The organism is Dyella sp. 2RAB6, assembly GCF_052115385.1.
Lineage (GTDB): Bacteria > Pseudomonadota > Gammaproteobacteria > Xanthomonadales > Rhodanobacteraceae > Dyella_D.
The window spans coordinates 1-18,321 of record NZ_JBFRGP010000023.1; the positions used below are offsets into that span (position 1 = coordinate 1).

General features: G+C 65.4%; 16 protein-coding genes. 5 read left to right on the plus strand and 11 right to left on the minus strand.

The window, feature by feature from the left end; translation table 11 throughout:
* Positions 1-374 precede the first annotated feature (374 nt).
* Together AB4083_RS20350 and AB4083_RS20355 are read right to left on the minus strand one after the other, a co-directional pair.
* Positions 375-779, minus strand: a complete 405-nt coding sequence (locus AB4083_RS20350) for a Swt1 family HEPN domain-containing protein (RefSeq protein WP_441610332.1) — start codon at positions 777-779, stop codon at positions 375-377.
* 210 nt (positions 780-989) lie between these two features.
* Positions 990-2,651, minus strand: coding sequence for a recombinase family protein (locus AB4083_RS20355; protein ID WP_441610333.1), 1,662 nt, complete (start codon positions 2,649-2,651; stop codon positions 990-992).
* 710 nt (positions 2,652-3,361) lie between these two features.
* Here AB4083_RS20355 and AB4083_RS20360 point away from each other — a divergent pair.
* Positions 3,362-4,042, plus strand: coding sequence for a hypothetical protein (locus AB4083_RS20360; RefSeq protein ID WP_441610334.1), 681 nt, complete (start codon positions 3,362-3,364; stop codon positions 4,040-4,042).
* On the opposite strand, the gene AB4083_RS20365 is transcribed toward AB4083_RS20360, so the two are convergent.
* From AB4083_RS20365 to AB4083_RS20390, 6 genes are all read right to left on the minus strand, one after another.
* Positions 4,020-5,570: an MASE1 domain-containing protein gene (locus AB4083_RS20365; RefSeq protein WP_441610335.1), complete on the minus strand. Its 1,551-nt coding sequence runs from the start codon at positions 5,568-5,570 to the stop codon at positions 4,020-4,022. The two genes, AB4083_RS20360 and AB4083_RS20365, sit on opposite strands and share 23 nt — an antisense overlap.
* 303 nt (positions 5,571-5,873) lie before the next feature.
* On the minus strand, positions 5,874-6,848 hold the full coding sequence (locus AB4083_RS20370; protein ID WP_441610336.1) for a hypothetical protein: 975 nt from the start codon (positions 6,846-6,848) through the stop codon (positions 5,874-5,876).
* A gap of 123 nt (positions 6,849-6,971) precedes the next feature.
* Positions 6,972-7,733 (minus strand): LytR/AlgR family response regulator transcription factor, encoded by a 762-nt coding sequence (locus AB4083_RS20375; protein ID WP_441610337.1) that lies wholly within the window; start codon positions 7,731-7,733, stop codon positions 6,972-6,974.
* Positions 7,730-8,791, minus strand: a complete 1,062-nt coding sequence (locus tag AB4083_RS20380) for a sensor histidine kinase (RefSeq protein ID WP_441610338.1) — start codon at positions 8,789-8,791, stop codon at positions 7,730-7,732. The genes AB4083_RS20375 and AB4083_RS20380 overlap by 4 nt, the downstream gene beginning before the upstream one ends.
* A 161-nt stretch (positions 8,792-8,952) precedes the next feature.
* A complete protein-coding gene (locus AB4083_RS20385) occupies positions 8,953-10,704 on the minus strand; it encodes a hypothetical protein (RefSeq protein ID WP_441610339.1) in 1,752 nt (583 codons plus the stop codon).
* 165 nt (positions 10,705-10,869) lie between these two features.
* A complete protein-coding gene (locus AB4083_RS20390; protein ID WP_441610340.1) occupies positions 10,870-11,772 on the minus strand; it encodes a DMT family transporter in 903 nt (300 codons plus the stop codon).
* A 101-nt stretch (positions 11,773-11,873) separates the two neighbouring features.
* On the opposite strand from AB4083_RS20390, the gene AB4083_RS20395 reads away from it, so the two are divergent.
* Positions 11,874-13,280, plus strand: coding sequence for an aminotransferase-like domain-containing protein (locus tag AB4083_RS20395; protein ID WP_441610341.1), 1,407 nt, complete (start codon positions 11,874-11,876; stop codon positions 13,278-13,280).
* A gap of 12 nt (positions 13,281-13,292) precedes the next feature.
* On the opposite strand, the gene AB4083_RS20400 is transcribed toward AB4083_RS20395, so the two are convergent.
* The 3 genes from AB4083_RS20400 to AB4083_RS20410 form a co-directional block, all read right to left on the minus strand.
* Positions 13,293-13,568, minus strand: coding sequence for a hypothetical protein (locus AB4083_RS20400; protein WP_441610342.1), 276 nt, complete (start codon positions 13,566-13,568; stop codon positions 13,293-13,295).
* A 277-nt stretch (positions 13,569-13,845) separates the two neighbouring features.
* Positions 13,846-14,658: a glycosyltransferase family 2 protein gene (locus AB4083_RS20405; protein ID WP_441610343.1), complete on the minus strand. Its 813-nt coding sequence runs from the start codon at positions 14,656-14,658 to the stop codon at positions 13,846-13,848.
* 123 nt (positions 14,659-14,781) lie between these two features.
* The gene (locus AB4083_RS20410; RefSeq protein WP_441610344.1) at positions 14,782-15,561 is read right to left on the minus strand and encodes an IclR family transcriptional regulator; all 780 of its coding nucleotides are present in this window, start codon (positions 15,559-15,561) and stop codon (positions 14,782-14,784) included.
* A 215-nt stretch (positions 15,562-15,776) separates the two neighbouring features.
* On the opposite strand from AB4083_RS20410, the gene fucP reads away from it, so the two are divergent.
* The 3 genes from fucP (at position 15,777) to AB4083_RS20425 (ending at position 17,755) form a co-directional block, all read left to right on the plus strand.
* Positions 15,777-17,045: an L-fucose:H+ symporter permease gene (gene fucP / locus AB4083_RS20415; RefSeq protein ID WP_441610368.1), complete on the plus strand. Its 1,269-nt coding sequence runs from the start codon at positions 15,777-15,779 to the stop codon at positions 17,043-17,045.
* Between the two features lies 1 nt (position 17,046).
* Positions 17,047-17,394 (plus strand): L-rhamnose mutarotase, encoded by a 348-nt coding sequence (locus tag AB4083_RS20420; RefSeq protein ID WP_441610345.1) that lies wholly within the window; start codon positions 17,047-17,049, stop codon positions 17,392-17,394.
* A 142-nt stretch (positions 17,395-17,536) separates the two neighbouring features.
* Complete coding sequence (locus AB4083_RS20425; RefSeq protein ID WP_441610346.1) at positions 17,537-17,755, plus strand: hypothetical protein; 219 nt, start codon at positions 17,537-17,539, stop codon at positions 17,753-17,755.
* Positions 17,756-18,321: the final 566 nt, after the last annotated feature.

Genomic DNA, 18,321 nt, shown 5'->3' on the forward strand with positions numbered 1-18,321 from the left:
TCTACTTAGGGCTGCGCAACATCAGTAAAAAATGGACGCTTCCAATCCATGATTGGAAGGCGGCGCTCAACCGCTTTACCATCCAGTTCGAAGGCCGCATCCCTCAGCTTTAAAGCGATCCCGTTTACACAAAAGTCTGTACAAGCCCGGCTATTCACGCCACCAGTGGGTGTTATCGAAGACAAGTAGCGACCATCGTGCAGGTCTTAATGCTCTAGCCGAAGCTAAGCGTATATTCTTCTGACGTGACGCGTAGACGAATGTCTTTGCGGCTTATGTCCGCACTTCGTAAATCTATTGCGATGCGAAAACTTCAAGGTGTGACCGGCCTGATTTTCACCTCAAAGTTCCTCTTTCTCATTTCCGGGGGTGCTTCATTCCATTAGCCGAAACCAATCGCGCACGCTAAGCCGCAATCGTACGACTTCGTCTTCAGCAAGGGGGCTGCAATGGGCGATTGGTCCACGAAGAGTGTTTAGATTGGCCATTACGCGTTCCACGGCTTTGGGGCTGGAGAAAATTGACCCAAACAAGTCCCAGTTGGATTTGATGATCTCACCAAGCTCGCCGAACGTCGTAAAGTCTAACGGCGATGTTGATCTAACCGTAACGGCGGAGTCGATTTCCTTTTGCAGGCGCCCGTCAGCGTCCTGCTTAACTCTTGATGGGACTCGCGTGCCATTCCACCAATCATCGCCATCCGCTGCCTGGATCGTGTCATTGACCAGTGAGCGGATGGTCTTTTCTAGAGAATAGAAAACTTCGTAATGCTGCGACATGGCAGCAGCTTCTTGGCGGACCGCACGATCTATTTGTGGATAGTAGGTTTCATCACTCGCGAGCGACGCTAGGTAACGGCATCGTCCACCCATGCTGGCGTGAGAGTATACGGACCAACGAATTAACTGCTAGGTCGCCGGGTAACGACGATCTCTGGTGTGAGTATGGTCCCTATCCCGGAGTTGGCGAGTCGCTATATTGGACCAACGCTATTGAGGATGAGGCATCTGTTCATTGAAAGATGCACTGATGCGAGGGATAGTCAACTCTTCCCCAGCCAACCATTGCCCTGTCTTGCGGTGAACTCTTAACACCCTGGGTTTACCGCCATGCGGTACCAAAACAAGATCAAGCGCGTGGCTTGAGTGGTCTCCTGCCTCGATACCCATGCGGTACACCACAATGCGGGTAAAGGTGTCGGCCACGAGTTGCCGGGCTTTCAGTCGAGCGTCGTAATCCTGGCTTTTCACTCTGATCACGAGTTCGCGCCAGGCCTCTGCCGTCGTCGGAGCCTTCCGGGACACGGTCGCCCATTCCGCGTCGGCACGAGCCGCATCCAGCCCCAGTTGTTCCAGTTCGTCTTCTAGTTCGCGAACCTTACGGAGGATGATCGCGGGCGCCACCCCGTCATCTTGCATCAGTGCATCGGTTAAGCGCTTGAGCTGTGCTTCGACATCGGCGACGCGTGCCTTGGCGGTGGCGAGCTTTTGGCGGGCCGGCGGGTCGACGGCGCCCCGATCCAGCAGGGCATCCAGATTGATCTGGTCCGAACAGAAGTCCAGGAGCGCTCGTTCGATCGGGGCAATGCTCGTGCTGCCACCCACCGGGCAACGGCGATAAGCCTGTCCGGAGCCGCAGGACAGGCGACGGTACGTGTCATGGAGCCGGCCGTCATCGTCTTTTTTCCGGCTCATGAGGTTCTGGGCGACCATGGCCGACCCGCAATATCCGCAATGAGTGCGGCGCAGGCCAGTAATGATGCCGGGCAGCTCGCCTTTGCCCTTGCGCCGACCGGGCTGCCGGATCTGGCCCTGCAGCTCGTCGAACGCCTCGGGACTCAACAGGGCCGGGTAGTAGTCGGGCAGGGCGTAATCGATCCCATCGACCGACAGGGTTTTCGTGCCTCGCAGGGCGGGCAGGCGAAACAGCTTATAGAGATGGGTTGCCCGGCTCCCCTTGTTCGAGACGGACAGCCCGGCGGCGTTGAGGCGATCGACAATAGCCATCGGCCCATGTCCGGCCCGGAACAGGTCGACGGCCATCCGCACGGCCTCGACCCGTTCCGGGATCAGCTGCCAGCCGCCCGACTGCCAGGCCAGCCACTGGGGATCCCGACCATTGCGAATACGGCCGCGGTAAGTGCTGTCGAGCCATTGCTCGCATTGACGTCGAATGGCCGCTTTGACCCGCTTGCTCTTGGTGTCGCTTTCCTCATGCGCCCGGATCATCACCAGCAGGCTATGGACCAGATCCATGGGGTTGGCTTTGAGTCCCTCCCGGTTGTATTCCCGCCCATCGCTGGCGGTCACCACGGTGATGCCGGCATTGATGATCTGAGCGAGTTGCGCCTGGGCCTGGAGCGGTTCGGCGCGACTCAAGCGGTCCAGGCCCTCCACGACCAGCACGGACCCAGCGCCAATGCGGCCCTCGTCCACAGCACTGAGGAAAGTGCCCAGGGCACCTTGCTTTACATGGCGCTGGTGGTACGCGCTCAATCCTTCATCACGGAGGGAGAGCGATGCATCGAGCTGCAGCTGCCGCGTCTTGGCCCAGGTGGCCGCATACTCGGTCTGGCGGTCGGCACTGCTGCCGGTGGACTGGCGAACGTCACTGAAGCGTAAGTAGCTATAGACCTTGATGTTTGTATCCACGTGACGCATCGATCCCTGAGCAGGCTGCGAAGTCTATATGGGATCTCATATGGCTGCCCAAAGAAGAAGTAACCAAGAAGAAAAGGCACCCTGCTTGGCGCCCTCCGGTGGCTACGCCACCTACGGGTCCGTGAGGGCTGGCCGGGCTTTTTGAAGGGACATCCGTGTCCCTTCAAAAAGGCGAGGACGTCCTGTCCTCGCCCCCTGCGGGGCCTATCGTCCAGCCCTCACCGCCGGCGCCAAGGGGACCCGCAGATCAAGAGCCAAGATCAAGAGCCAAGATCAAGAGCCAAGATCAACAGCCAAGATCAACAGCCAAGATCAACAGCCAAGATCAACAGCCAAGATCAACAGCCAAGATCAACAGCCAAGATCAACAGCCAAGATCAACAGCCAAGATCAACAGCCAAGATCAACAGCCAAGATCAACAGCAACAGCCACAGCAGCATCAAAGGCAACGTCAAAAGCTGGAGCAGGAGTGCGGTGGGCGTCGGGCGCGACTTTGCTCTCGTTGCGTACGCTCGTTGATGGCGTAAACGTTCTCATCGTTTTCATCCGGGGATTGCTGCTCGAACGCTGCATAAATGCAGACGTTCCCAGCACGTTCCCGCATCCGCAACTTATCGCGCTACTCACCCGGCCATCACGATCCCTTGGTCACGATGCGTTGACACCACAGGGGTGACATCAAACAGGGAGAATCTTCGCGATGAAGCTGCGCTATCTCGCATGGGGCCTGCTTGCTGCGGGCGTGTCGTTGAGTTGCAGTTCGGCTGTGTGGGCGGCAGGGCCGGTGCAGGGTATGGGTAGTGCCGCGCCGGGGACGGTCGATCGTTCGATCAGTCCGCGCTGGCACGTCTACACCTTCGTCAAGGACGGCATCGAGTACGTCCAGGTCAACGATGCGGCAGGGCGCGTCCATGCGGGCGTTGCGGCGACCGCGGGAGTGCATCTGGTGTTGCCGATGGGGATCGATGCCGAGCGGGTTTCCACGCCGGAATCGCCGTTGGCAGCGGGTGCGGTCCGTGCTGCGGAGACGGTCTACAAGGACGGGCTGGTGATGCTTAGCGTGGGTCTGAGCGATGCCGGCCAGTACGTGTGGACGCTGGCCGATGTCGGCTCGGCGGGTGGGCGCTACGCGCCGGCGTATGACCTGTCGAACTGCAAGCAGGATCCCAACAGCTGCCCGATCAACCGGCGGGTCACCATGCCGACGATGAATCTTTCGCCGGCGGATGGCGACATCTCCAACTGCAAGCAGGATCCGAACAGTTGCCCGATCAATCGTGCCAGTCCTCAGGTGCTGCGCCTGTCGCCGCAGGACTCGCCCGATTCCAACTGCAAGCAGGATCCGAACAGCTGCCCCATCAATCGAATCGGGGAACAGTGAGTTCCTGGCGCAGCGTCACCTGGACGCTGCGCCCATCCACTACCACGTCGCCGTTGAACAGCTGCGCCCGCAGGCGCAGCTCGCCCAGTCCCAGGCCCAGCGTGCCCAATCCCTTGGTGATCTTGTCCTGCGCCGGCGGGGCGATCGGCACGCCTTCGCTGCGCACGCTCAGGTGGATGGTGGTGCCGCTGTCGGTGCTGTGCGTGTCGGTGGTCAGCGCAATGCGATCGCTGGGGCATTCTTTCAGCAGATAGGTCACCGCTTCGCAGGCCAGACGATAGAGCAGGGTGAGCGTATTGCGCGGCAGGCGGCTCCATTGGCCGTGCACATTGGCGTGGTAGGCGATGCCTAGGGCATCGAGCACCTGTACCAGCGGGCCTTCGCTGAGCGCGTGCGGATGGCCGGCGCCCATCGGCGGCGACAGTGCATCGGCCAGCTCCTTCAGGCGCGAGGTGGTCATGGTCAGCGCGCGCTTGTAGGTATCGACTTCGCCGCGGTTGGGCGAATGGTCGAGCTGGATCAGCAGATGGCGGTGCGCGCGCGCCAGTTCGCCACTGACGTAGGCCAGCTCGAACGAGCTGCGCTGCAGCTTCATCTCGGCCAGGTGCTGTTCCAGCCGCGCCTTGTCCAACTGGTCGTCCACCGCGGCGAGCGCATGCTCCAGGCGCGTGGTCTGCATGCCGAGCACGGTGGAGATGGTCAGGAACAGCGCCATCATGGTCTGCGTCATCAGCGTGGCGATGTCGAACATCTCCGGCATCAGCGCGACGATGCCGAAGCTGGCGATCGCACCGATCACCGCGGCACCCTTCCAGCCCCAGGTGATGGCGAAGTACGCGGCCGGCACGAACAGCACGGCCTGGCCGACGAAGCGCAGCGCGGTGTCCTGGGTGCCGGACAGCGCCAGCACTTCGATCGACATCGCCATCACCGTGATCAGCGATGCCTGCAGCAAGCTGCGGTTGGCCAGCCATACGCCGCGCAGCGAACGCTGCTCGTACCACTGCTGCGCACCGGCCAGCGCCAGCGGCACCACGGCGAGCATGCCGCTATAGGTGCCGAGGAAATAATCGGAGACCAGGTCGGTCAGCGGCTTGCGGCCGAAGCGCGCCGCCTCGGGCATCAGCGAGGCCACCATCAGGCCGTCCGCGACCAGCACCACGCTGGCGCCGAAGATGCAGACCAGCACGCTGCCCAGGCGGATATCGGGAAACGCGGCGCCGGGCAGCCGGTCCTGGCACAGGCCCACCACCGCCATCAGCAAGGCAATCGGCGGCACGATCGAGGCGAGATAGAACGCCCACCCGAACATGGCAACGCCATCGTAAAGGTCGTAAGCCAGCAGCAGGGTTTCGCTGACCAGGAGCGCCGGCCAATAGCGGCGGGGCGTCAACAGCAGGACGGCGAGTTTAAGACCGCTCGCCGGCACGAAGTGGGCGAAGCCCACCTTGCGCAACAGCATGTAGGCGGTGCCGTAGATGATCGCGACCGCGAGCTGCCGCCCGAACCATCCAAGCCTGGATTCCATGTTTGCGCTGGCCGCTCCGCTCCTCGATTCGGTGGCAAATTAGGGTCACTGGCGTGAAATGTCCGAGAAGATTCCTGCAGTAACAACCGGGTGTTGCAAAGCCCATAAGAAATGACAAAACAGCGTGAAAACATGCCCGGTGCCGGCGCTCTTTGCGTCACGTGACGCGTGACATAAGCGTCGGGAAAATAGGCGATCGCATCACGTTTTTTTCTCCCCGTTACATCGCTTGCGAACCGACGGCGAACACCAAAAAAACCGGCGTGCACGCTGTCAGCGCACGCCGGGCGACCGTGACACCCGTCAATCGTGGAGGCCGTGCGCCTTCAGCACATCGGCGATGTCCATGCGCCAGATATTGCGCGAACCATTCAACGGCCCGTTCAGCCGCTTCTGCAGCGAAGCGATGTCGTCGCGGTGCTTGGGGAACTGCACCTCGTCCTGGCGATTACTGGAGACATACAGCTCGCCGAAGCGCGGGCCGAGCGTCGGTGCGTTCTCCAGCGCCGGCGTATTGACCTCGCCGCCAAGGTGTTCGGGTTTGCCCCAGCGGCCGTCAGCCTGGCGGAAGGCGATATAGATGTCGGCGCTGCCCAGCGAATCGCCTTCGTTGCCGGCGTACAGCAGGAAGCGGCCCTTGGGATCGACGCAGGGGTCCATGCGGTTGTGCTCGCTATCGCCCAGGTCCACCCGCTCCGGCGCCGAATAGCTCTGGCCGGCGGGGTGGATCACATACACCTGGTAGAACTTGCCGGAGTCCGCCCGGTGCGCGGAGAAATAGATATCGCCGTTCGCCGCCACGGTGGGGTTGTAGAGCATCGCGCCGTCGTTGTGCGCGCCCTCCACGTGCACCGGTTCGCTCCAGCGGCCATTGGCCTGCCGCTCGACGTACCAGAGATTGGTGCCGGCAAAGTGCTGGCCGCCCATCTCCGCCATTACCGGCGCCTCGCCGGCATGCGGCGGGCGGTTGGAGACGAAGTACACGCGCTTGCCGTCCGGGGCGAAGGCGGGTTCGGAGTCGTGCCACTGGCCGGAGAACGGCGCCACTTCCGGCGTCGACCAGCCATTGCCCTGGCGATGCGTGAGCAGGATGGTGTCGTCCTTCTCAGCGAAGTCGGAACGCAGGAACAGCAGCGTCTTGCCATCCGGCGACAGCGCGGCGGTGGTTTCCTGCAGCCCGGTGGAAACAACGCCGGGCCCGAACAGTTCGGCGGCGCCGGCGGGTGCGGCGCAACCCAGGGCGAAGGTGGTCGCCCAGGCGAACGTAAGCAACTTCATGGGGCTCTCTTGGATGGCCGGGCCATGCCGGCCCGTGCGTACGATGCGCGAGCGTGCACGCGGGCGCCGTGCTTTTGTGACGAGCGGTTGCGGCGGCGTGGCGAGCGGCGCGGACGGACGCGCTCAAGCCATGCCCAGCGCCTGCCGTGCCTGCGCGCGGAAGCGGCGGCTGAGGTTCAGGCGTGTGCCGTCGCGCAGCACGATTTCGGCATTGCCCTGGAACAGCGGGTGGATCTCGCGGACGCGTTCCACGTTCACCAGGGTGCCGCGATGGATGCGCAGGAAGCGCTGCGGATCGAGCGCCTCCAGCAGATGGCTGAGCGTTTCGCGATGCAGATAGCGCGCGCCGGCGACATGGATATGCACGTAATTGCCATCGGCGCGGATCCAGTCGATATCGTCGGTGGCGATCACCCGGATGCTCTCGCCCACGCGCACGCTGATGCGTTGCGCGTGGGCCGGCAGCGACGCCGGAACGCTGGCGACGACCGTTGGCGCAGCCGTCTGCAGGCCGGCCCAGACCCGGCGCACGCGCGCCATTGCCTGGTCGAAGCGCGCCTGGTCGATCGGCTTGAGCACGTAGTCCACCGCATCGGCATCGAACGCGCGCAACGCGTGCTGGCCGTAGGCGGTGGCGAACACCACCATCGGCAATGTCTCGGGCTTGAGCTTGTGCAGCAGCTTGAAGCCGTCCATGCCGGGCATGCGGATGTCCAGGAATATCAGGGCTGGCTCCAGCGCCGCGATCGCCTGCAAGGCCTCGTTGGCATTGCCGCATTCGCCCACGATCTGCACGTCCGCATGCGCGGCCAGCGCCTGGCGCAGGGCTAGGCGCGCCAGCACCTCGTCGTCCACCAGCAGGGTGCGGATCGGCGGCGCGCTCATGCGGCGTGTTCCGCGGCGTATTCGCGATAGGGGAAACGCAACTCCACCCGCGTGCCGCCCTCGGCCCGGCGCGCCAGCGCCACGCTGGCCGCGTCGCCGAACAGCACCTGCAGCCGCGTGCGGGTATTGCCCAGGCCCAGGCCTTCGGCCATGCCCTCGGGCAGGCCTAGGCCGTCGTCGTCCACGCGCAGGTACAGCTGCGCGCCTTCGCGACGGCTGACGATATGCAGGCGGCCCGGTTCGGGTTTGTCGAGCAGGCCATGGCGCAGCGCATTCTCCACCAGCGGCTGCAGGATCATGCTCGGCACGGCGGCGTGCACGGTGTCGGCGGCCACGTCCAGCTGCGTGCTCAGGCGGTCCTGGAAGCGCACCTGCTGGATGTCGAGATAGCAGCGCAGCAGATCCAGCTCGCGCGACAGCGGCACTTCCAGCGCGTGGCGTTCTTCCAGGGTAAGGCGCAGCAGATCGCTGAGGCGCGAGATCATCAGGCGCGCCTGGTGCGGATCGGCCAGCGCCAGCGCGGAAATCGCATTGAGCGTGTTGAACAGGAAATGCGGTTGCAGCTGCACGCGCAGGGTGCGCAGCTGCGCCTGGGCCAATTGCGATTCCAGCTGCGCACTGCGCAAGCGCTCGTCGCGCAGGCGGCGCCGCGATTCCAGGCCGCGCAGCACCATCAGGATCACCCAGTACATCAGCAGGGCGAAGTGGTAGCTGTAGGCGAACTGCATGCACACGAAGCCGCCATACGTGCTTACCGGCGCATGTCCCGGGCCGCTGACGTTCCAGAAGATCGCCAGGTGGGCCAGCAACTGCGCCAGCGCCAGCGCGAGGCTGGCCGGCACGTGCACGGCGGCGTAGCGCCGCCAGCCACCATCCGCCGCCTGCCGTCCCAGCCAGGCGACCAGCGGCACCAGCGCCATCCACAGATAGAAGTCGCTGAAGTTCCACGTCGCCACGCGCGACCAGTTCGGCACCTGGCCTTCGCTGATCTGCGACAGCCCGCCGCTCAGCGTGTAGGAGGCCGCCAGCAGGGTCCAGCAGCCCAGTTGCATGGACATGCGCGCCCATCTCGATGAGGTGCTGCTCGATGAAGTGCTGCTCGATGAGGTGCTGCTCGATGTGGCGCTGGGCGGCGTTGCGGACACGGGGTTCTCATCGGCAAACGGGAATCGGCATCCAGTGTGGGGTGGATGCCGATTCCCGGGTAGTGCCGCAGGTCTCAGGGGTTGGGCGCGTGGGCGACGTCGGCCACCGCGTTGTGCCTGGCCAGCCAGCCGCGCAGGTCGAAGGCGTGCACGCGCCGGTCCGGTGCGTTGAAGTAAAGCGTTGCATGGTCGGACGACAGCCGCGCCTCGATGCCGGTCAGGCCCAGCGGCTGCGGCGCGCTCCAGCCCTCGCCGCGCGCGAAGGCGATGAACAGCTCGCTGCCCGCCGGCCCGGCCGGTGCGCGCTTGGAACTGAAGACGATGAAGGACTGGTCGGGCGCCACGGCCGGATCGAAGTCGCCGGTCACGCCGTCGCTGAAGGGCAGCGGTTGCGGTGCCTCGTATGTGCCCCGCACGAGACGGCTGCGCAGCAGGCGGAACGCACCCTCGCCGTTGGCGTCCGGGTCGGTACGCATGAAGTAGAGCGTGCCGTCGGCGGCCAGCGCGGGCGAGAACACGGCGGAATTGCTGTTGAGCAGCGAAGGCAGGCGTTGCGGCTTGCCCCAGCCATCCTTGATACGTGCCACCTGCCACAGGTTGCCGCCATGTCCGGGATAGCGCTGGCCATCGTAAACGCCGTCGAGTACGGCACCGCCTTCCTGCGCGGGACGGTTGGAACTGAAGATCAATGACGAGCCATCGGTTGCCATGGCCGCTTCGATGTCCTCCCACTGCGTGGAGAACGGCAGCGGCTGCGCCGCCGACCAGCCGTCGCCGTTGCGTGAGGAGAAATACAGGCGGGAGGTGTTGTCCACGCTGCGCGTAAACACCACCGAACGATCGCCGGGGCCGAAGGCCGGCGAGATGTCCTTGAGGCGATCCCACGGCCCGGCTACCGGCGCGCCATCGCGCGCATGCGCATCCAGCCAGGGCGTCAGCGATACCTGCCACAGATTATCGCCGTCCTTGTTCCAGTCAGCTTGCTCGCCGGGTACGCGGCGGTCGCTGGCGTAGTAGATCGTGCGGCCGTCGGGTCCGAGCTGCGCGGCCATGGAGTGAGTGCCGCCATTGACGGCATTGCCCAGATCCTGCGGCGCGCTCCAGCCCTGCGGCGTGGCGAAGGCGATCGCCAGGCGGTACGGCTGGTCCTTCGCGCTCTTGATGCTCGCCACCATGAAGGAGCCATCGTGTGCGATCGCCGGATCGCGCACGATCAGATCGTCCGCGCCGTAGGCGACGGCTTCGGGCGCCTGGTAACGGCCATCCTTGCGCACCGAGCGGAGCAGGCGTAGCCCGCCATCCGCGCCGCAGCCGATGTAGTAAAGCGTGCCATCCGCACCGACGTCGGGTGCGAACACGGAGTTGCAGCTGTTGATGGCCACGGGCAGCCGTTCCGGCTCGGCCCAGCCGTTGCCCTTGCGCGCGACACGCCACAGGTTCAGGCCGTGGCCGGGGTAATTCTTGCCGCCCATCGTCATATCGAGCACGGCGCCCTTGCCATCGGTGGGGCGGTTGGAAGCGAACACCATGAAGGCGCCGTCGGGCGACATCGACGGATCGGTGTCCAGCCAGTGGCCGGAGAACGGCGCGGTCTTCGCGGCCGACCAGGAATTGCCGCTGCGCTGCGAGAACACGATGGCGTAGCTGTCCTTGGCTCCGCGCGAGAAATAGACGGCGGCGCCGTCGGGCATGAAGGCGGCGGCGCCTTCGTCGGCGGCGGTGGAAATCGTGCCGGGGCCGAACACCGTGGCGGCCGTCGGGTGGTCGGTCGCGGCGGCGTTGCCGCCGAGGGCAAGCAGGAGGGCGAGCGGGAGCAGGCGGCGCATGGGTGAGCCTCGTCGGGGGTTATGACTGAGGCTAAGCGCCGCGCGCGCGTGCAGTCCTGCACTGTGTGACAAGCGGCATGAAGCTGGTGACGAGCGGCGAGTTTGGCCCCCTCTCGCCCGTTACCTGTTTGTGCACGGGGAAGAGGGCTGGGGAGAAGGGTCCGCTCACGTAGCCGCCACTCTTCTCCCAAAGCGCCATTTCAAATTCACCCCTAACGTTCCCACCACAATCAAGCCCAATCCCACCAGCTGCACCGGCTCCAGCCGATGCCCGTAAATCAGGTAATCCAGCAGCAAGGTCACCAGCGGATACACGAACGCCACCACTGCAATAGTCACCACCGGCAGCCGCGGATACGACGAATAGAACAACATGTACACGATGCCGCTATGGATCACCCCCAGCCCGACCAGCCATAACCAATGCGTCCCCAGGTGAAATACGCCTGAGCTGGAAAATCCCGCCAGCATCAACACGCCAACCCAGCACTGGATCATCACCAGCGCGAACGGCCGCTCGCGTCCGATCTGGCGCGACATCAGCAGCGAGGCCCCGCACAGCACCGCGCCGAGCAGGGTCAGGCCGATGCCGATCAGGTATGAGGTGTCGGCGTCGTGCCACAGCTTGGCGGGGTTGGCCGAGCAGACCACGCCGAAGAAACCCAGCAGGGTCCACGCCAGATCCACCGGATGCGTGCGCTCGCCCTGCAGCAGCGCGGCCAGGATCAGCATCACGAACGGAAAGAAGTGATAGACCAGGGTCGCTACGCCGATCGACGAGCGCGCCATGCCGGCGAACAGCGCCACCCAGTTGAGCACCAGCAGGATGCCGCTGAATACCGCGCCGCGCAGCAGAGTGCGGTCCTGCCAGAGTCCGCGCAGGTAACCGCGGGCCAGGCCCAGCACCAGCAGGAACAGGCCGCCGAACAGGCAGCGGTAGAACACGGCCGTGACGGCGTCCTGGCCGCTCTCGTGCACGAACACGCCGACCGAGCCGATCAGCAGTTCGGCGACCAGCAACTGGAACAGGGCCGCGCGCGATTCGTCGCGGCCGGGCAGGGGAGCCATGGGGTTTTCTCTGTGGACGATATCGCCAGCGTAGGGCGCCTGTCTCGACCGATACAGATTCAGATAGAATGAGAATAGACCGATACAGTTGGGGTGCCCCCATGCTGCTCTACGAACGCCTCGCCGGCGAACTGCGCGGCCAGATCGCCCGCGGCGCCATGCGCGCCGGCGAGCGCCTGCCTTCGATCCGCCAACTGGCGCATGGCCACGGCCTCAGCGCCGCCACCGCGGTGCAGGCCTGCCTGCAGCTGGAGCGCGAGGGGCTGGTGGTGGCGCGTCCGCGCTCGGGCTACTACGTGCGCGCCGCGGTGCCGCTGCCGCCTGCCGCGAAGCCGATGCGCCGGCGCACGCCCGGCGCGGTGAGCAACCCGGCGCTGCAGGACGTGCTCGACATGCTGGCGCGCAGCGACGTGCTGCCGTTGCACAGCGCCACGCCGTCGCCCGCGCTGCTGCCGCAGGCCGCGCTTACCGCCGCGCTGGGCCGCAGCCTGCGCCACCATCCGGCCGCCGTGCTCGACTACGCGTCGCCGCAAGGCCTGCCCGCGCTGCGCCGGCAGATCGCGCGCCGCTATGCGCAACTCGGCGCCGACGTGTCGCCCGAGGAGATCGTGATCACCGCCGGCGCGATGGAAGGCATCAGCCTTGCCCTGCGCACGCTGACCGCGCCCGGCGATGTGGTGCTGGTGGAGACGCCGACCTATCACGGCATCCTGCAGGCGGTGGCGGCGCTGCGGCTGAAAGTGCTCGAAGTGCCGAACCTGGTGGGGCAGGGCATCGACGTCGCGCGGCTCGATCTGCTGCTGCAGCAGAACCGTGTGCGCGCGGCGGTGCTGGTACCGAATTTCAACAATCCACTCGGCAGCGTCACCAGCGATGTCGCCAAGCAGGCCTTGCTGGCCAGTTGCGCACGCCACGGCACGGTGGTGATCGAGGACGACGTCTACGGCGACCTGGCCTGGTCCGGCGAGCGGCCGTCGCCGCTGCGCCGCTGGGATACGCGCGGCAACGTGATCGGTTGCGGTTCGTTCTCCAAGTCGCTGTCGCCGGGCCTGCGCCTGGGCTGGATGGCGGCCGGTGCGTGGACGGATGCGTTGGTGCGCGCCAAGTATTGCTCCACCGTCGGCGCGGCCAGCCTGCCGCAGCTGGCGATGGCCGATTATCTGCAGAAGCACGATCTGGAACGCCATCTGCGGCGCCTGCGCCGCGCCCTGGCGGACAATGCGCAGCGCCTGCACGAAGCGATCGCACGGCATTGGCCGGCGGGCACGCGCGCCAGCGAGCCGCGCGGCGGCCTGTCGCTGTGGTTGCAGTTGCCGCAGGGCGGCGATGGCGAGGACTTGTTCGCGGCGGCGCTGGAGCAAGGCATCGGCACCTCGCCGGGCGTGCTGTTTTCCAGCCGCGGCGACTACCGCGATTGCCTGCGCCTGAGCTGCGGGATGCCGTGGGATGCACGGCTGGAGCAGGCGCTGAAAAAACTCGGCCAGCTGGCGGCGCGCCAGCTGGCCTGAGCAGGCGAGGGCTTATTCCTCGTCTTCTTCCTCTTCGTCTTCTTCTTCGTCTTCCTCGAAGGCTTCGAGTTCTTCGACGCGGACGAAATTGGTCGCTTCGTCGGCGAACGCGACCGAGCGGCCGTCGGCGCACATCGGGCGGACGCTGCGGCGACGGGTGCCGCCGGCTTCGGATTCGACCAGGGCGAAGCAGACGATGGCCTGGGCGCTTTCTTCGCCGCCTTCGTCGTAGACGGCGACCCAGCCGGTGGCGGGCATGATCTGGATGATGGTGTCGAGATTCGACATGGAGGACTCCGGGGTGGCGAAAACCCGGTAGCTTGCCCGGAGGGGTGCGGGGCCTGCAAGCGCGGCGCGCGGCTTTGTCCTGTGGCCGCCGGGAGGGCGCCCTCCACTCGGTCGCTGCTCCGGGCAGGCCGGAGTCGGCCGACGATTTATCCGGCGACGATCACGATCGGTGGACTCTCTGCTCCGCTCAAGGCGCGCTTGAATTCACGCGCGCATTTTTTTCAAGCAGACCATCCTGCGGCACAGAGCATCGCCACGCGCCGCGTCGAAGCGCCGCTCAGCCGGAGCTGCCGGGAAGGCTGGCGCTGAGGCGGGCGCCATCCGCGGCGAAGCGCGGGCGGTGATGTTCGACCAGCGGTTGGCGTTCCTGCGCCAGGCGATAGCTCTCGCGCAAGCGGCCATAGCCCAGCAGGTGGGTGGAGGTCGACCAGGTGATGCGCGCCACGTCCAGCAGCGGGCGGAAATGGCTGTGGCGGAACTGCGGGCCGTAGCGCGAGGGAATCGGTACGGAGATGACGTCGACCCCGACTTCGCGGCAGGCGCGGATCAGCAACGCGGCTTCATAGGCAAAGCCATCCGTGGCGGTGTCGGCCAGTTCCAGCACCGCCGGCGGGTACCAGCGCTGACCGCTCTGCGTGTCGGCGATGCTGCGTGCGCAGGCCCAGGAGATGCCCCAGTCCGCTACGCGGTTGGCCAGGTGGCGCGCGCGGGGTTGGCGTTCGACATCAAGCAGGCGTGCGCCGATGACCATGCTGCCGGGGTGGCGCTTGGCTGCGGCCAACAGGTAGGGCACGTCGTCGGCCTGGTGCTGGCCATCGCCGTCCATGGTCAGCACGGCTTCGAAACCGGATTGCCGTGCCGCGCGCAGGCCGGTGCGCAGGGCTTCGCCCTTGCCGTGCTGGCCGTCGTGGCGCAGCAGGGTTACGCCGGGATGGCGCGAGACGATCTTCGGCGTGGCGTCGGTGGAGCCGTCGTCGACCACGCAGACCGGCACGCCGAGCCGCAGCGCGCCGGCCAGCACGCCGCCGATGGCGCGTTCCTCGTTGTGGCAAGGGATCACGATGCACCAGCGCGGAAGGGACGACGGCATGACGCGCTCCTGGACGACCTGAAGGCAAGCCAGTGTCGGCATCCGTAGCGTGGGGGAGCGTGAAAAACGTATGCGTTTGTTCGTTAATGCGTTGGCATTCGCGCTGATTCAGCCAGCCCCGCCTCAATCGGCGCGCGAAGGCCCGCCGTACTGCAGGATGTCCGAGATATCCGCCGCCGCCTGCCGCAGATGCTCCAGCGTCATTTTTTCGCTGATCGCCGACGCACGCCGCTCGATAAACGGCACCGTCAACGCGCACACCGCGCTGCCATGCTGCAGCACCGGCGCGGACAGGTCGGTCACGCCGTCGACGATATGGCTGGCGGCGCTGGCATAGCCGCGGCCGTGCACCAGTGCGGCGTGCTTGAGCAGCTTCTTGCGGTCCAGTTCCGGTTCGTGCGCGGCAATCATGTCCAGCCACAGCTTCTGCACTTCGTCGGTCTGGAAGGCCAGCAGCACGTGGCCGGAGGTGGCCTGCGACAGCGGGCGGCGGTGGCCGACGCGCACCACCAGGCCGATCTCGCCGGGTGGATCGATGCGCGCGATCACCACGATCTGCTCGCGCGACGGCACCACCAGATGGCAGGACTGGTCGACTGCATGCGCAAGGCGATGCATCACCGGCAGCGCCGCTTCGACCGCGGTCTTAAGCGGCGGCTGTTCCATGCCCAAGCGAAACAGGCGCGGGGTGATCGAGTAACCGGAGTCGCCTTCGCCGCGCGTGATGTAGTCGCGCTCTTCCAGCACCTGCAGCATGCGGAAGATCTCGCCGCGCGAACGGCCCACGCCCTCAGAAACCTCGGCGATGCTCAGCGGCACCGGCGAGCCGGCGAGCAGTTCCAGGATATCCAGGCCTTTGTCCAGCGCGGGCGCGCGGTACTTGGGTGTGCTCTGCTTGGGCATGGTGCTGGGTTCCCCTCGATGATCCCTTCGACGATCGGCAAGATTGCCTCAGCGCGCCGCGCCATGCCACGCACCGGGCCCGGCTTGTTGCGTTGCATCTTGTGTTACGGGTGAAATTGCTGTTCATATTTGCACATTCTGTCGCGACTTGTCCCCTCGAGGGGACGCCAGCTAGTGGGGTAGGCGGTTTGGACACGACAACGCAAACGCGGCACCTGGCGGCGTCCTCATCCGGGACGGCAGGCCGTTCGCCACTCCCGCTCGTGCTGGTCGTCAGCCTGTTCTTCCTGTGGGGTGTGGCCAACAACCTCAACGACGTGCTGATTCCGCAGTTCAAGAAGGCGTTCGTGCTGAACGACTTCCAGGCAGGCCTGGTGCAGAGCGCGTTCTACCTGGGCTACTTCCTGGTGGCGATGCCGGCCGGCATGTATATGCGCCGCTTCGGCTACAAGAGCGCCGTGGTGTTCGGACTGGCCCTGTACGGGCTGGGTGCGCTGCTGTTCTGGCCCGCGGCGGAGCAGGGCACCTACGGGTTCTTCCTGTTGGCGCTGTTCGTGATCGCCAGCGGCCTGGCTTTCCTGGAAACCTCCGCCAACCCGTTCGTGACTTTGCTTGGACCCAGCGAGACCGCCGCGCGCCGTTTGAACCTGGCGCAGGCGTTCAATCCGCTGGGTTCGATCGCGGGCATCCTGATCGGCCAGCATTTCATCTTCTCCGGCGTGGAACACACGCCCGAACAGCTCGCCGCGCTGAGCGCGGCCGAGCGCGCCGCCTTCGTGGCGCATGAGACGGCGGCCGTGCAGTTGCCGTATCTGGCGATCGGCCTGGTGGTGCTGGCCTGGGGCCTGCTGATCGTGATGACGCGCTTTCCCGCCGCGCATGCCGTGGAGCAGGGCGGTGCGGCGCAAGGCCATGGCGTACTCGCGCGCCTGCTGGGCGATCGCCGCTTCCTCGCCACGCTGGCCGCGCAGTTCTTCTATGTGGGCGCGCAGGTGGGCGTGTGGAGCTATCTGATCCGCTACGTGCAGGCGACGATGCCCGGTACGCCGGCCAAATCGGCCGCCAACTACATGCTGGTATCGCTGGCCTGCTTCATGGCCGGGCGCTTCGCCGGCAGCGCGCTGATGCGCTATGTCGCGCCGCGGCGGTTGCTCGCGCTGTTCGCGGCGGTGAACGTGGTGCTGACGCTGTTCGCGGTGGCGGTGCCGGGTGCGCTCGGCGCCTGCGCACTGGTGGCCTGCAGTTTCTTCATGTCGGTGATGTACCCGACGATCTTCGCGCTGGGCGTGGAAGGTCGCGGCGACGATGAGCGCAAGCTCGGCTCGGCCCTGCTGGTGATGACCATCATCGGCGGTGCGGTGCTGACCGCGGTGATGGGCGCGGTGTCGGATGCGGCAGGCATTTCACGCGCCATGCTGGTGCCGGCGGCCAGCTTCGTGGTGATCCTGTTGTTTGCGCGCCTGCGCAGCGCCGCGGAGCGCTGACATGCCGCGGATGTATTTCGCGCTCGACCTGCGGGACGATCCGGCGCTGATCGCCGAGTACGAGCGCTGGCATCGGCCGGAGCAGATCTGGCCGGAGATCGTGGCCTCGATTCGCGATGCCGGCGTACGCGACCTGGAGATCTTCCGCACCGGCAACCGGCTGGTGCTGGTGATGGATGTCGCGGACGATTTCGACGGCGCCGCGAAGGCCGCCGCCGACGCCGCCAATCCCCGCGTGCAAGCGTGGGAGACCTTGATGGATACCTTCCAGCAGCGCCTGCCCTGGGCGCAGCCTGGGCAGAAGTGGGTGCCGCTGGCGCGGATCTTCTCGCTGCGTGAGGGTTCCTAGGAATCCGGCCCCGGTTGAGTCCGATTGCGACTCGCTTTGAGTTGATCACTGCCACGTACGACCGCATTCCCGCGCGCCGGGAGCTGGCTCGGCATGCCCGGACAAAACGTCGTCAGCGAACTTGGCAGGGCGCTGGCCGGTCATGGCGATGGTCGACGCTATTCGTGTCTGGCGCATGCCGACGCTATTTTTGTTTAGACGTCCAAATAGATTTCAATTGCGCAATATTGCAGACATTTGGCGCGCCAACGTCACGGCTGGCGGGACGGAAAAGATCATCGTCAAATTGATGCTCGAAAATAGAGTGATGCGCATCTCAGCTTTTTGCGACAGTACTATTCGCTGCGAAAAACTTGCGTAGTCTCACGGACGTGTCTCCGGATGGCTAACATCCAATCCATTCGTAGATGTCAACCGATGGTTGCGTTCCTGCTCTTTCGCCAGGAAGCGATGGGCGCTCGCGCAACCTAAATAGCAAGGTGCTACAGGGGGCATCCGGAAGCAGCGTTTCGCCCGGCAGACTTCGATGTTCATCGCCAAGGCGCACCTCAGGCGTTGCGGCGGAGTGTTGCCCGGTTGTGTCGACGCCGCATCCCATGCCCTCGTGCATCGCCGGGGGATTGAACCGATGGGCCAGCGCCAGCGCGCGTCGAAACCCAGCTTACGCCAGCCGCTACGGCTCCCTTGGGCCGTCGCGCCCACAGCGTCCTTGTCGCCATCACCAGGGCAACGCACGCGTGCTCTCCCGCGGCGTGGGCCGGCCAGCGAGATGGCCGGCGCGCATCTTTGTTCATCGAATTATCGACGACGGTCATGCATCGCGCTTCCCGACGCGGCGGCTTCATGCGCTTGCGGGGGCGGCGATGGAAACAAATGGAAAGGGGCGGCCTTCCCAGGAAGGGAAGTGGCATACGCAATGGACACGTA

What these genes read in the sequence shown, in the direction of transcription:
- AB4083_RS20350 (WP_441610332.1), bottom strand. Translation starts at nt 779, where the DNA reads ATGTCGCAGCATTACGAAGTTTTCTATTCTCTAGAAAAGACCATCCGC.
- AB4083_RS20360 (WP_441610334.1), top strand. Translation starts at nt 3,362, where the DNA reads ATGAAGCTGCGCTATCTCGCATGGGGCCTGCTTGCTGCGGGCGTGTCG.
- AB4083_RS20365 (WP_441610335.1), bottom strand. Translation starts at nt 5,570, where the DNA reads ATGGAATCCAGGCTTGGATGGTTCGGGCGGCAGCTCGCGGTCGCGATC.
- AB4083_RS20370 (WP_441610336.1), bottom strand. Translation starts at nt 6,848, where the DNA reads ATGAAGTTGCTTACGTTCGCCTGGGCGACCACCTTCGCCCTGGGTTGC.
- AB4083_RS20375 (WP_441610337.1), bottom strand. Translation starts at nt 7,733, where the DNA reads ATGAGCGCGCCGCCGATCCGCACCCTGCTGGTGGACGACGAGGTGCTG.
- AB4083_RS20380 (WP_441610338.1), bottom strand. Translation starts at nt 8,791, where the DNA reads ATGTCCATGCAACTGGGCTGCTGGACCCTGCTGGCGGCCTCCTACACG.
- AB4083_RS20385 (WP_441610339.1), bottom strand. Translation starts at nt 10,704, where the DNA reads ATGCGCCGCCTGCTCCCGCTCGCCCTCCTGCTTGCCCTCGGCGGCAAC.
- AB4083_RS20390 (WP_441610340.1), bottom strand. Translation starts at nt 11,772, where the DNA reads ATGGCTCCCCTGCCCGGCCGCGACGAATCGCGCGCGGCCCTGTTCCAG.
- AB4083_RS20395 (WP_441610341.1), top strand. Translation starts at nt 11,874, where the DNA reads ATGCTGCTCTACGAACGCCTCGCCGGCGAACTGCGCGGCCAGATCGCC.
- AB4083_RS20400 (WP_441610342.1), bottom strand. Translation starts at nt 13,568, where the DNA reads ATGTCGAATCTCGACACCATCATCCAGATCATGCCCGCCACCGGCTGG.
- AB4083_RS20405 (WP_441610343.1), bottom strand. Translation starts at nt 14,658, where the DNA reads ATGCCGTCGTCCCTTCCGCGCTGGTGCATCGTGATCCCTTGCCACAAC.
- AB4083_RS20410 (WP_441610344.1), bottom strand. Translation starts at nt 15,561, where the DNA reads ATGCCCAAGCAGAGCACACCCAAGTACCGCGCGCCCGCGCTGGACAAA.
- AB4083_RS20420 (WP_441610345.1), top strand. Translation starts at nt 17,047, where the DNA reads ATGCCGCGGATGTATTTCGCGCTCGACCTGCGGGACGATCCGGCGCTG.
- AB4083_RS20425 (WP_441610346.1), top strand. Translation starts at nt 17,537, where the DNA reads ATGGCGATGGTCGACGCTATTCGTGTCTGGCGCATGCCGACGCTATTT.